At 63.1% G+C, this 12883-nt stretch carries 11 protein-coding genes; 10 read left to right on the forward strand and 1 reads right to left on the reverse strand.

Annotated elements, in window-relative coordinates; translation table 11 throughout:
- Positions 1 to 67: 67 nt before the first annotated feature.
- Genes I9018_RS05695 through I9018_RS05725 form a run of 7 tightly spaced genes read left to right on the forward strand, consistent with a single transcriptional unit; the run spans position 68 to position 8564 of the window.
- On the forward strand, positions 68 to 1690 hold the full coding sequence (locus I9018_RS05695) for a methyl-accepting chemotaxis protein (protein ID WP_241108938.1): 1623 nt from the start codon (positions 68 to 70) through the stop codon (positions 1688 to 1690).
- Positions 1690 to 2226, forward strand: a complete 537-nt coding sequence (locus tag I9018_RS05700; RefSeq protein ID WP_241108939.1) for a chemotaxis protein CheW — start codon at positions 1690 to 1692, stop codon at positions 2224 to 2226. The genes I9018_RS05695 and I9018_RS05700 overlap by 1 nt, the downstream gene beginning before the upstream one ends.
- On the forward strand, positions 2223 to 3500 hold the full coding sequence (locus I9018_RS05705; RefSeq protein WP_241108940.1) for a CheR family methyltransferase: 1278 nt from the start codon (positions 2223 to 2225) through the stop codon (positions 3498 to 3500). The genes I9018_RS05700 and I9018_RS05705 overlap by 4 nt, the downstream gene beginning before the upstream one ends.
- A complete protein-coding gene (locus I9018_RS05710) occupies positions 3497 to 4183 on the forward strand; it encodes a chemotaxis protein CheW (protein ID WP_241108941.1) in 687 nt (228 codons plus the stop codon). The genes I9018_RS05705 and I9018_RS05710 overlap by 4 nt, the downstream gene beginning before the upstream one ends.
- Positions 4180 to 6507: a hybrid sensor histidine kinase/response regulator gene (locus tag I9018_RS05715; RefSeq protein WP_241108942.1), complete on the forward strand. Its 2328-nt coding sequence runs from the start codon at positions 4180 to 4182 to the stop codon at positions 6505 to 6507. Before I9018_RS05710 ends, I9018_RS05715 begins: the two co-directional genes overlap by 4 nt.
- A complete protein-coding gene (locus I9018_RS05720; RefSeq protein WP_068583689.1) occupies positions 6504 to 7514 on the forward strand; it encodes a chemotaxis response regulator protein-glutamate methylesterase in 1011 nt (336 codons plus the stop codon). Before I9018_RS05715 ends, I9018_RS05720 begins: the two co-directional genes overlap by 4 nt.
- 48 nt (positions 7515 to 7562) lie before the next feature.
- The gene (locus I9018_RS05725; protein WP_068583692.1) at positions 7563 to 8564 is read left to right on the forward strand and encodes a PleD family two-component system response regulator; all 1002 of its coding nucleotides are present in this window, start codon (positions 7563 to 7565) and stop codon (positions 8562 to 8564) included.
- Here I9018_RS05725 and I9018_RS05730 read toward each other — a convergent pair.
- A complete protein-coding gene (locus I9018_RS05730; protein ID WP_241108943.1) occupies positions 8546 to 9073 on the reverse strand; it encodes a hypothetical protein in 528 nt (175 codons plus the stop codon). The two genes, I9018_RS05725 and I9018_RS05730, sit on opposite strands and share 19 nt — an antisense overlap.
- A 187-nt stretch (positions 9074 to 9260) precedes the next feature.
- Between I9018_RS05730 and prfB the strand changes: the two genes are divergently transcribed.
- The 3 genes from prfB (at position 9261) to I9018_RS05745 (ending at position 12772) form a co-directional block, all read left to right on the forward strand.
- Positions 9261 to 10356 (forward strand): peptide chain release factor 2 gene (gene prfB / locus I9018_RS05735; protein WP_103324112.1). Its coding sequence is split into 2 segments (ribosomal slippage): positions 9261 to 9332 and positions 9334 to 10356, totalling 1095 coding nucleotides; the frame shifts between segments, so codons are not numbered across the junction.
- Between the two features lie 91 nt (positions 10357 to 10447).
- On the forward strand, positions 10448 to 11950 hold the full coding sequence (gene lysS, locus I9018_RS05740) for a lysine--tRNA ligase (protein WP_241108944.1): 1503 nt from the start codon (positions 10448 to 10450) through the stop codon (positions 11948 to 11950).
- 105 nt (positions 11951 to 12055) lie between these two features.
- On the forward strand, positions 12056 to 12772 hold the full coding sequence (locus I9018_RS05745; protein WP_068583701.1) for a TetR family transcriptional regulator: 717 nt from the start codon (positions 12056 to 12058) through the stop codon (positions 12770 to 12772).
- Positions 12773 to 12883 lie beyond the last annotated feature (111 nt).

Below are 12883 nucleotides of genomic sequence, written 5' to 3' on the forward strand. Positions count from 1 at the left end.
CACCCATAAAACCCGGATCGTCCTCGGCTATACTCCCCCCATTTTTGAATGGGTTCGAGGGCTGGCTGTGAAGAACTGGACGTTGCGCCAACGCATTTTGGCGAGCTTTGCGGTGATCATCACCATCATGCTGCTGATGGTCGTCGTCTCGTACTCGCGGCTGTTGAAGATCGAGGCCGGAGAGGAGCGCATGCGTTCCGATGCCATTCCGGGGGTCTATTTCAGTTCGATGATCCGTGGCTCGTGGGTCGACAGCTACTTGCGTACCCAGGCCATTCTCGGCCTGGACGAGGACAAGGGAGTTACGGCGCAGGACGAGGCCGACTTCAAGGGTTTCGAACAGCGCCTGCAGAAGTACATGGCCAGCTACAAGGAAACCCTTCGTGGAGAGAGCGACCTGAGGGAGTTCAACGATTTCGAGAACTACCACCAGAGCCTGCTCAAGACCCAGGCCACGATCCTGGACCTGCATCGGCGTAACCAGAATGCTGAAGCCATCCGCCTGTTCAATGAACAAATGACCCCCACTTGGGTCGCCGGTCGGATGAAGCTCAACGACATCATCGAAGAGAACAAGGGCGTGGCGGATTCGGCCGCTGCACAGATCGACGACGCGGTGCTCGCTGCCAAGATCAGCATGGGAGTTTCGCTGCTGGTGGCGATCTTGGTGGCCGGCCTGTGCGGCCTGTTGCTGATGCGCGCGATATTGTCGCCGATGAACCGTATCGTCGATATCCTGGAAATCATGCGCACCGGCGACTTGAGCAGGCGTTTGAACCTGGAGCGCAAGGACGAGTTCGGTGCGGTCGAGACCGGCTTCAACGACATGATGACCGAGCTCACGGCCCTGGTGTCCCAGGCCCAGCGCTCCTCGGTACAGGTCACCACGTCGGTGACCGAGATTGCCGCCACGTCCAAGCAACAGCAGGCCACGGCCACCGAGACCGCCGCCACGACCACGGAAATTGGCGCCACATCGCGGGAAATCGCCGCGACTTCGCGGGATCTGGTACGGACCATGACCGAAGTGTCCAGCGCCGCCGACCAGGCCTCGGTGTTGGCAGGGTCGGGCCAGCAGGGCCTGGCGCGAATGGAAGACACCATGCATTCGGTCATGGGCGCGGCAGACCTGGTGAATGCCAAGCTGGCGATCCTCAACGAGAAGGCCGGCAACATCAATCAGGTGGTGGTGACCATCGTCAAGGTCGCCGACCAGACCAACCTGCTGTCGCTCAATGCTGCCATCGAGGCCGAGAAGGCCGGTGAATACGGCCGCGGTTTTGCCGTGGTGGCCACGGAGGTGCGCCGCCTGGCGGACCAGACGGCGGTGGCGACCTACGATATCGAGCAGATGGTTCGCGAGATCCAGTCGGCGGTATCGGCCGGGGTCATGGGCATGGACAAGTTCTCCGAAGAAGTGCGCCGCGGCATGGCCGAGGTACAGCAGGTGGGTGAGCAGTTGTCGCAGATCATCCACCAGGTCCAGGCCCTGGCGCCGCGGGTGTTGATGGTCAACGAAGGCATGCAGGCCCAGGCCACCGGCGCCGAGCAGATCAATCACGCGCTGGTGCAATTGGGCGATGCCAGTAGCCAGACCGTCGAGTCCCTGCGCCAGGCCAGTTTCGCCATCGACGAACTGAGCCAGGTGGCCGTGGGGCTGCGTAGCGGCGTTTCGCGTTTCAAAGTCTGATGGATGAGCTCGCGCACAAGCGCAATGGCGCAGCCTCGGTGAAGACCGTGCTGTTCCTGGTTTTCCGCATCGGCCAGGAGCGGTATGCGCTGCGGGCCGTGGATGTGGTCGAGGTGTTGCCGCGCCTGCAACTCAAGCCCATTGCCCAGGCCCCGGGCTGGGTTTCGGGAGTCTTCGCCTACCGTGGCACGGTGGTGCCAGTGATCGACCTGTGCCAACTGACCTTTGGCCGGCCGGCGCAATTGCGTACCAGCACGCGCCTGGTGCTGGTGCACTATCGTGGCGAGGCCGAGCAGCCCGCGCGGGTCCTGGGGTTGTTGCTGGAGCAGGCCAACGACACCCTGCGCTGCGATCCGCAGCAGTTCCAGCCCTATGGCCTGGACAACGCCCAGGCCCCGTACCTGGGGCCGGTGCGCGAGGATGCCCAGGGGCTGTTGCAGTGGGTACGGGTCGATCACCTGCTGCGGCCCGAAGTGCGCGAGTTGTTGTTTCCCAGCCCGCCGCTTGACCTGGCTGCGCTCGAGGAGCCTCGATGAGCGGCGAACAACGGTTTTTCGATTTCCTCAAGGAGCGAATCGGCCTGGATGTCGCCTCCGTGGGGCCGGCGATCATCGAGCGTGCGGTGCGCCAGCGCTGCAATGCGTTGTATATCCATGGCAACGATGAGTACTGGCATCGGTTGCAAGGCTCGCAGGAGGAGCAGCAGGCGCTGATCGAGGCGGTGATCGTCCCGGAGACCTGGTTTTTCCGTTATCCGGAGTCCTTCGCCACGTTGGTCAAGCTGGCCTCGGCCCGCCTGGCCCAGATCAAGGGCATGCGTGCCCTGCGCTTGCTGAGCCTGCCGTGTTCCACCGGCGAAGAGCCTTATTCGATCGCCATGGCCCTGCTGGATGGCGGCCTGGCGCCCCATCAGTTCAAGATCGACGGCCTGGATGTCAGCCCGCTATCGGTGGAGCGGGCCCGGAATGCGGTCTATGGCAAGAATTCCTTTCGTGGCCAGGACACGGATTTTCGAGAGCGTCACTTCGTGGCCGAGGGTGATCGCTATCGCTTGAACGAGCGGGTCCGTGAGCAGGTGCGGCTACAGGTCGGCAATGTGATGGAGCCGGGGTTGCTGGCCTCCGAGCCGGCCTTCGACTTTGTCTTCTGCCGCAACCTACTGATCTATTTCGACCAGTCCACCCAGCGCCAGGTGTTCGAGGTGCTCAAGCGCCTGACCCATGAAGAGGGTGTGCTTTTCATCGGCCCGGCCGAGGGCAGCTTGCTGGGGCGCTTGGGCATGCGCTCGATCGGCATCCCCCAATCCTTTGCCTTCAGCCGCCACAGCGAACCTGCCCCGGAACAGCCCCTGGCTCCGCTGCCGCAGCCCTTGCCCCTACCGATGCCGCCACGCAGTGTGGCTCCCCCGGCGCCACGCCAGCGTCCCTTTGCCAGTCGCGTGGCGGCCCCGGCGCCCATCAACAGCGTGGCCCCGGCCAGCGATGGCGCGAGTCTGCTGGCAAGCATCACGGCGCTGGCCAATGAGGGCAAGAGTGGTGAGGCCCGGGCCGCTTGCGAGCGCTATCTGCAGCAACATGAGCCGGTGGCCCAGGTGTTCTATTGGCTGGGTTTGCTCAGCGACGTGGCGGGTAACGCCATCGAGGCCCAGGGCTTCTATCGCAAGGCCTTGTACCTGGAGCCGCAGCATCCCGAAGCCCTGGCGCACCTGGCGGCATTGCTGGCGTCCCAGGGCGACTTCGCCGGTGCCCAACGATTGCAGGAGCGTGCCGCCCGTAGCTCGCGCACTGCCGACAGTGAGTTGAAACGATGAGCCATTCATATTCATTGGACGTGACCCTTGAAGATGCGCAGGCCATCGATGACTGCTGGAATCGCATCGGCATCCTTGGCGACAAGTCCTGCCCCTTGTTGGCCGAACATGTCCATTGCCGCAATTGTTCTGTTTATTCCGCTGCGGCTACGCGCCTGCTCGATCGTTATTCGTTGCGCCAGGAGGACCGCGAGCACTCGGTGGTCCAGGAGGCCGACAGTGATGTGGTCACCCGTTCGCTGCTGATGTTCCGTCTGGGCGAGGAGTGGCTGGCATTGGCGACCCGCTGCCTGCTGGAAGTGGCGCCGCAGCAGGCGATTCACTCCCTGCCGCATCAGCGATCACGGGCATTGCTGGGGGTGGCCAATGTCCGTGGAGCGCTGGTGGCCTGCCTGTCGTTGGCCGAGTTGCTGGGGCTCGATAGCACACCGGGCACTGCCCCCTCGGGGCGGGTGATGCCGCGGATGCTGATCATCGGCGCCGAGGGCGGCCCCGTAGTGGTGCCGGTGGATGAGGTGCATGGCATCCATGCTATCGACGAGCGGATTCTCAACGGCGCCTCGACTTCCGGTGAGCAAGCCACTGCCAAGTACACCCGTGGCGTGCTGCAATGGCAGGGACGCAGCCTGCGCTGGCTGGATGAAGAGCAGCTGCTCTCGGCCGTGACCCGGAGCCTCACATGACCCCCGATCAAATGCGTGATGCCTCGTTGCTGGAACTGTTCAGCCTGGAAGCCGAGGCCCAGACCCAGGTGCTCAGTGCCGGGCTGCTGGCGCTGGAGCGCAATCCGACCCAGGCCGACCAGCTGGAGGCTTGCATGCGTGCCGCCCACTCCCTCAAGGGGGCGGCGCGGATCGTCGGGGTCGATGCTGGCGTGAGCGTCGCCCATGTCATGGAGGACTGCCTGGTCAGCGCCCAGGAAGGGCGCCTGTACCTGCAGCCTGAGCATATCGATGCTTTGCTCCAGGGAACCGACCTGCTGACGCGCATTGGCACGCCCGGTGGGGCGGAACTCGTAGCGGCGGATATCCAGGTCTATGTGGCGCTGATGGAGCGCCTGCTGGACCCGGGGGCGACAGCCGGCGGAGTATTGCCGGCGGCGCCCGGGTCGCCGCCGGACCTGCCGGATGCACCACTGGCGTTATCGCTGGACGCGCCCTTGGAGCCCATGCCCGAATCCCTGGTGGAGGTCGAGCCAGAACCTTCGCTGGACGCCGTGGTGGCCGCTGCACGTCCCAACAGGCGTATCACCGACGGTGGCGAGCGCGTGCTGCGGGTCACTGCCGAGCGTCTCAACGGACTGTTGGATCTGTCCAGCAAGTCACTGGTGGAGACCCAGCGGCTCAAGCCTTACCTGGCCACCATGCAGCGGCTCAAACGGATCCAGAGCAATAGCCTGGCGGCCTTGGAAAACCTCAATCTGCACCTCAAGGAGCATGCCCTGAGCCTCGAAGCCCAGGAGGCCTTGGAGGATGCGCGGCGACTGCTGGCGGAGTCCCAGCAATTGCTGGTGGAAAAAACCGCCGAGCTCGATGAGTTCGGCTGGCAGGCGAGCCAGCGTGCCCAGGTGCTCTACGACACGGCCCTGGCTTGCCGCATGAGGCCCTTTGCCGATGTGCTCGGTGGCCAGGTCCGCATGGTGCGTGACCTGGGGCGCAGCCTGGGCAAGCAGGTACGCCTGGAGATCGAGGGGGAAAAGACCCAGGTCGACCGCGATGTGCTGGAGAAGCTCGAGGCACCGCTCACCCACCTGTTGCGCAACGCTGTCGACCATGGCATCGAACTGCCCGAGCAGCGGCTGCTGGCGGGCAAGCCAGCCGAAGGGGTGATTCGCCTGAAGGCCTCCCATCAGGCCGGCTTGCTGGTGCTGGAACTCAGTGACGATGGGCACGGGGTGGACCTGGAGCGCTTGCGCCTGAGCATTGTCGAGCGCCAGCTCTCCCCGGCCCCGACAGCGGCGCAACTTAGTGAAGAAGAATTGCTGACGTTCCTGTTCCTGCCAGGTTTCAGCCTGCGCGACAAGGTGACTGAAGTTTCCGGTCGCGGCGTTGGCCTGGATGCCGTGCAGCACATGGTGCGCCAGCTGCGTGGGGCCGTGGTGCTGGAGCAGACCACCGGCCAGGGCAGTTGTTTCCACCTGGAAGTGCCGCTGACCTTGTCGGTGGTGCGCAGCCTGGTGGTGGAGGTCGGCGAGGAAGCCTATGCCTTCCCCCTGGCTCATATCGAGCGCATGTGCGACCTGGAGCCGGAGGCAATCGTCCAGGTGGAGGGGCGCCAGCACTTCTGGCATGAGGGCCAGCATGTGGGCTTGGTCGCGGCCAGCCAGCTGTTGCAGCGACCGGCGAGCCAGAATGACGCCTCGACCTTGAAAGTCGTGGTGATCCGCGAGCGCGATGCCGTGTATGGCGTCGCCGTGGAGCGCTTTATCGGTGAGCGGACCCTGGTGGTGCTGCCGCTCGACGACCGCCTGGGCAAGATCCAGGATATTTCTGCCGGCGCTTTGCTCGACGATGGACGCGTGGCCTTGATCGTCGATGTCGAGGACATGCTGCGGTCGGTGGACAAACTGCTCAACACCGGTCGCCTGGAACGCATCGCCCGGCATCATCAGCAACATGCACAGGCTGCGCGCAAGCGGATCCTGGTGGTCGACGACTCCCTGACGGTGCGCGAACTGCAGCGCAAGCTGCTGATCAATCGCGGCTACGACGTGGCCGTGGCCGTGGACGGCATGGACGGCTGGAACGCCTTGCGTTCGGAAAGCTTCGACCTGCTGATCACCGATATCGACATGCCGCGAATGGATGGAATCGAATTGGTCACACTCTTGCGCCGCGACAATCGCCTGCAGTCACTGCCGGTGATGGTGGTGTCCTACAAGGATCGTGAGGAAGACCGGCGCCGCGGTCTGGATGCCGGTGCCGACTATTATCTAGCCAAAGCCAGTTTCCATGACGACGCCCTGCTGGATGCGGTGGTGGAACTGATTGGAGGAGCGCGGGCATGAAGATAGCGATAGTCAACGATATGCCCATGGCCGTGGAGGCCTTGCGCCGGGCGCTGGCTTTCGATCCCAGCCACGAGGTGGTCTGGGTCGCCACCAACGGTGCCGAGGCGGTGAAGTATTGCGCCGAACTGACCCCGGACCTGATTCTCATGGACCTGATCATGCCGGTGATGGACGGCGTTGAGGCCACGCGGCGAATCATGGCCGAGTCGCCGTGCGCCATCGTGATCGTCACCGTCGATCGGCAGCAGAATGTCCACCGTGTGTTCGAGGCCATGGGCCATGGAGCCCTGGACGTGGTGGACACCCCCGCCGTGGGCGCGGGCAATGCCCAGGAGGCGGCGGCCCCGCTGTTGCGCAAGATCCTCAATATCGGTTGGCTGATCGGCCAGCGTGGCAGCCGCGTGCGTTCTGTGCCGCTGCCGCTGCGCAGCGGCATGCCACGCCAGAGCCTGGTGGCCATTGGCTCCTCCGCAGGCGGGCCGGCGGCACTCGAAGTATTGCTCAAGGGCTTGCCAAAGGACTTTCCGGCAGCCATCGTGCTGGTCCAGCATGTCGATCAGGTGTTTGCCGCGGGCATGGCTGAATGGCTCAGCAGCGCATCGGGCCTGCAGGTACGCCTGGCGCGCGAGGGCGAGCCACCGCAAAGCGGCACGGTGCTGCTGGCGGGAACCAACCACCATATCCGCTTGTTGAAGAACGGAACGCTGGCCTATACCGCCGAGCCGGTGAACGAGATCTACCGTCCGTCCATCGATGTATTTTTTGAAAGTGTCGCCAGTTACTGGAGTGGCGATGCGGTGGGTGTGCTACTGACCGGCATGGGGCGCGATGGCGCCCAGGGCTTGAAGCTGATGCGCGATCAGGGTTATCTGACCATCGCCCAGGACCAGAACAGTAGCGCGGTGTATGGCATGCCCAAGGCAGCCGCTGCCATCGGCGCCGCCGCAGAGATTCGCCCACTGGACAAGATCGCTCCACGTTTGCTGGAGATATTTGCCAAATGACTGATAAACGCAGCTGTCCTGGCCAGGTAGCACTTCAGGTGACAACCCATGAATGATTTACAGCTCGACGAATTCAAGACCGATGAAAACGCTGCCATGGTGTTGCTGGTGGACGACCAGGCCATGATCGGCGAGGCGGTTCGGCGTGGGTTGGCGAATGAGGAAAACATCGACTTCCACTTTTGCGCCGATCCGCACCAGGCCATTGCCCAGGCGATCCGCATCAAGCCCACGGTGATCCTCCAGGACCTGGTGATGCCGGGCCTCGATGGCCTGACCCTGGTTCGCGAGTACCGCAACCACCCGGCCACCCAGAACATTCCGATCATCGTCCTGTCCACCAAGGAAGACCCGCTGATCAAGAGCGCGGCCTTTGCCGCCGGGGCCAACGACTACCTGGTCAAGCTCCCGGACAACATCGAGTTGGTGGCGCGTATCCGCTATCACTCGCGTTCCTACATGACCCTGTTGCAACGGGACGCCGCCTACCGGGCGTTGCGGGTCAGCCAGCAGCAGTTGCTCGATACCAACCTGGTGCTGCAACGGCTGATGAACTCCGACGGCCTGACCGGTTTGTCCAACCGCAGGCACTTCGACGAATACCTGGAGCTGGAATGGCGCCGGGCCATGCGTGAGCAGAGCCAGTTGTCGCTGCTGATGATCGACGTCGACTACTTCAAGACCTACAACGACACTTTCGGCCATCTGGAGGGCGACGAGGCCTTGCGCAAGGTGGCCGCGGCAATCCGTGAGGCCAGCAGCCGGCCATCCGACCTGCCGGCGCGCTACGGTGGCGAAGAGTTCGTCCTGGTGCTGCCCAACACCTCACCGGGTGGCGCGCGCCTGGTGGCCGAAAAGCTGCGCCAGACCGTCGAGGCCCTGAAAATCCCCCATATCGCACCAGTGGAAGGGGCCAGCCTGACCATCAGCATCGGCCTGTCGACCATGACTCCGCAGCCCAACAGCCATTGCCGGCAGTTGATTTCGGCCGCGGACAAGGGCCTGTACCTGGCCAAGAACAATGGGCGCAATCAGGTAGGGATCGAGTAGCCGTCTTCGCTGGCAGGCTGTTGGTCCCCGGATATTTCGATAAAGGTATCGGGGAACAGGTGGTAGCAGTGGCTCGAGGTTTGTGGGCAAGTCAGCAGCACGGCTTCGACTCTGTACTGGGCATGGATGTTGAGTTTTCCTGCGCTGAACAGATTGTCGATCAGGTTGCTGGCGGCGATGGGGTAGTCACCGAAGGCGTAGCGCCAGTGGCCATTGCGGTGGGCGTTGACCCAGGTGGCGCTGAACTGCGCCTGCAACCATAGGGTGTGCGTGCCCACGGTGTTTTCCATGGCGCGGGTACGGTAATAGATCCACCACCAGAGAAACACCGCCAAAGGTACGGCCAGGGCCCAGGCCAGCAGCGTGTGGATGAACAGGCCGATGCCCAGCAGCGGTATGGCGGCGAACAGGCCGAGGATCAAGTACACCACCGCCTGCGAGCCCTTCAGGTTGCGCCTTTCCCGGGCGAGGATGTCGCGGATTTCTGCATCAGTGAGGGTTCTTTCCATGGAGGCTCGCTTGCGGTTTCTGCTGGCAGTGGGGCATGGGGATCAAGCATGAGCCCGGATTATAGAGGGCCCGGCATGCGGGTTGGCGTGGCTATTCACTGTTAAAGCCGCCAAGCGGGCTGCCGCCATTCAGTGATTCCGTTATAATCGTCGGCTTTCAAAAGTTCGCCAACGAGTGCTGCCATCCATGGAAATCAACCCGATCCTGAATACCATCAAGGACCTGACCGAGCGTTCCCAGTCCATTCGGGGGTATCTTTGACTACGATCAAAAGCATGACCGCCTGATCGAAGTCAACCGCGAACTGGAAGACCCCAACGTCTGGAACAAGCCCGAATACGCCCAGGCACTAGGGCGCGAGCGCTCCATGTTGGCGCAGGTCGTCGAGACCCTGGACAAGCTGTCCGGTGGCCTGGCGGACTGCAAGGACTTGCTCGACATGGCCGTCGAGGAGAATGACGAAGGGGCCGTGAGCGACGTCGAGACCGAGCTGCAGGGGCTGGAAGAAGCCCTGGCCCAGCTTGAGTTCCGTCGCATGTTCAGTGGCGAGATGGACATGAACAACGCCTACCTGGACATCCAGGCCGGCTCCGGTGGCACCGAGGCCCAGGACTGGGCCAACATCCTGCTGCGCATGTACCTGCGCTGGGCCGACAAGCGCGGCTTCGACGCCACCATCATGGAACTGTCCGAGGGTGACGTCGCCGGCATCAAGGGCGCTACCGTGCACATCAAGGGCGAGTACGCCTTTGGCTGGCTGCGTACCGAGATCGGCGTACACCGCCTGGTGCGCAAGAGCCCGTTCGACTCCGGCGCCCGTCGCCACACCTCGTTCTCGGCGGTATTCGTTTCGCCCGAGATCGACGACAAGGTCGAGATCGAGATCAACCCCTCCGACCTGCGCATCGATACCTATCGTTCCTCCGGCGCCGGCGGCCAGCACGTGAACACCACCGACTCGGCGGTGCGGATCACCCACGTGCCGACCAACACCGTGGTCAGCTGCCAGAACGAACGCTCCCAGCACGCCAACAAGGACACCGCCATGAAGATGCTGCGGGCCAAGTTGTACGAGCAGGAAATGCAGAAGCGCAACGCCGCCTCGCAGGCCTTGGAAGACACCAAGTCGGACATCGGCTGGGGCCACCAGATCCGTTCCTACGTACTGGATGACTCGCGCATCAAGGACTTGCGTACCGGCGTCGAGCGCAGCGACTGCCAGAAGGTCCTGGACGGCGACCTCGACCAATACCTGGAAGCGAGCCTCAAGCAGGGGCTGTAAACCGCACACCACCGCCGCGATACCGGCCGTTGCCGGTATTGCGCGCCCTGCCCGATAGGGGCAATGAACACCTGATGGAAAGAATGACGACATGAGCGACCTCAAGACCGAAGCGCAAGACCTGCAACAGGAAGAAAACGCCCTGATCGCCCTGCGCAAGGAAAAACTTGCCGCAGAGCGTGCCAAGGGCAATGCCTTCCCCAACGACTTCCGTCGCGACAGCTACTGCAACGACCTGCAGAAACAGTACGCGGACAAGACCAAGGAAGAGCTGGAAGCAGCGGCGATCCCGGTCAAGGTGGCAGGTCGCATCATGCTCAACCGTGGCTCGTTCATGGTGATCCAGGACATGACCGGCCGCATCCAGGTCTACGTCAACCGCAAGACCCTGGCGGAAGAAACCCTGGCCGCCGTGAAGACCTGGGACCTGGGCGACATCATCAGCGCCGAAGGCACCCTGGCCCGCTCCGGCAAGGGCGACCTGTACGTCGAGATGACCAACGTGCGCCTGCTGACCAAGTCGCTGCGCCCGCTGCCGGACAAGCACCACGGCCTGACCGACACCGAGCAGCGCTACCGCCAGCGCTACGTCGACCTGATGGTCAACGAGGAAACCCGCCACACCTTCCGTGTGCGCTCCCAGGTGATCTCCCACATCCGCAGCTTCCTGGCCAAGCGCGACTTCCTCGAAGTCGAGACGCCAATGCTGCAGACCATTCCTGGCGGCGCAGCGGCCAAGCCGTTCGAAACCCACCACAACGCCCTGGACATGGCCATGTTCCTGCGTATCGCGCCGGAGCTGTACCTCAAGCGCCTGGTGGTGGGTGGCTTCGAGAAAGTGTTCGAGATCAACCGCAACTTCCGTAACGAAGGTGTCTCGACTCGTCACAACCCTGAGTTCACCATGCTCGAGTTCTACCAGGCCTACGCCGACTACAACGACAACATGGACCTCACCGAGGAACTGTTCCGCGAGCTGGCGCAACTGGTCCTGGGCACCACCGACGTGCCGTACGGCGACAAGGTGTTCCACTTCGGCGAACCGTTCGTGCGCCTGTCGGTGTTCGACTCGATCCTCAAGTACAACCCGGAGCTGACCGCTGCCGACCTGCAAGATGTCGACCGCGCCCGCGAGATCGCCAAGAAGGCCGGTGCCAAGGTGCTGGGCCACGAAGGCCTGGGCAAGCTGCAGGTGATGATTTTCGAAGAGCTGGTGGAGCACAAGCTGGAGCAGCCGCACTTCATCACCGAGTACCCGTTCGAAGTCTCACCACTGGCCCGTCGCAACGACGACAACCCGGCCGTGACCGACCGCTTCGAGCTGTTCATCGGTGGCCGCGAGATCGCCAACGCCTACTCCGAGCTCAACGATGCCGAAGACCAGGCCGAGCGCTTTATGGCCCAGGTGGCCGAGAAGGACGCCGGTGACGACGAGGCCATGCACTACGACGCCGACTTCGTCCGTGCCCTGGAATACGGCATGCCGCCAACCGCCGGTGAAGGCATCGGCATCGACCGCCTGGTGATGCTGCTGACCAACTCGCCGTCGATTCGCGACGTGATCTTGTTCCCGCACATGCGGCCGCAAGCCTAAGATGTCGTGAATAAGAAGCCGCCTTTACCAGGCGGCTTTTTATTGTCTGGTTGGAACTGACGTACCGCTTTTGATTCTGTGTAATTGATAAGAGGAATACCTGTCGTGAACCGTGCAATTGCTCAAGAAGGTGCAGCTGGCATCGCCACTGCGGTGGCTGAAAGTGTTCAGTACCAAGGCCGCAAGGCCAGCCGCCAGGGCAGTGAACAACGCCGACAGGAGATCCTCGATGCCGCCATGCGCATTGTCGTGCGCGACGGCGTGCGGGCCGTGCGCCATCGCGCGGTAGCCGCCGAAGCCGGTGTGCCGCTGTCGGCCACGACTTATTACTTCAAGGATATCGATGACCTGCTCACCGATACCTTCGCCCAGTATGTCGAGCGCAGCGCGGCGTTCATGGCCAAGCTGTGGACCAGTAACGAAGGGTTGCTGCGGGAGATGGTGGCCTATGGCGACGGCAGCCTGGCTTGCCGTTCGCAACTGGCCGACGATATCGCGCGCATGACCGCCGACTACGTGCAGCGCCAGCTCAGCACTCGCCGCGAGCACTTGATGGCCGAGCAGGCATTTCGCCAGGAGGCGTTGCTCAACCCACGCCTGGCGCAGCTGGTGCGCTCGCACCAGCAGATCCTGCTGCAGGGCACTTGCCAGTTCTTCCAGGTCCTGGGGTCGCGGGAGCCACAGCAAGACGCCAAGGTGTTGACGTCTATAATCGGCCGAATGGAATATCAGGGCCTGCTCAACGACGCCGAGCCACTGGCCGACGAGGAAATGCTCGGTATCCTGACCCGCTACATGCACCTGGTGCTGGCTTCCGTGTGAGGTAGCAGTCCCGATCGGGAACGGATCAACCAGGCTCCAGGTCAATTCAGGACCGGTAAGGTCTTTGTCGCAGCGGTACGCGTTCAGCGGGCCGCCCAGTCACAGGTTCGA

Source organism: Pseudomonas sp. MPFS (assembly GCF_022537035.1).
Lineage (GTDB): Bacteria > Pseudomonadota > Gammaproteobacteria > Pseudomonadales > Pseudomonadaceae > Aquipseudomonas > Aquipseudomonas sessilinigenes.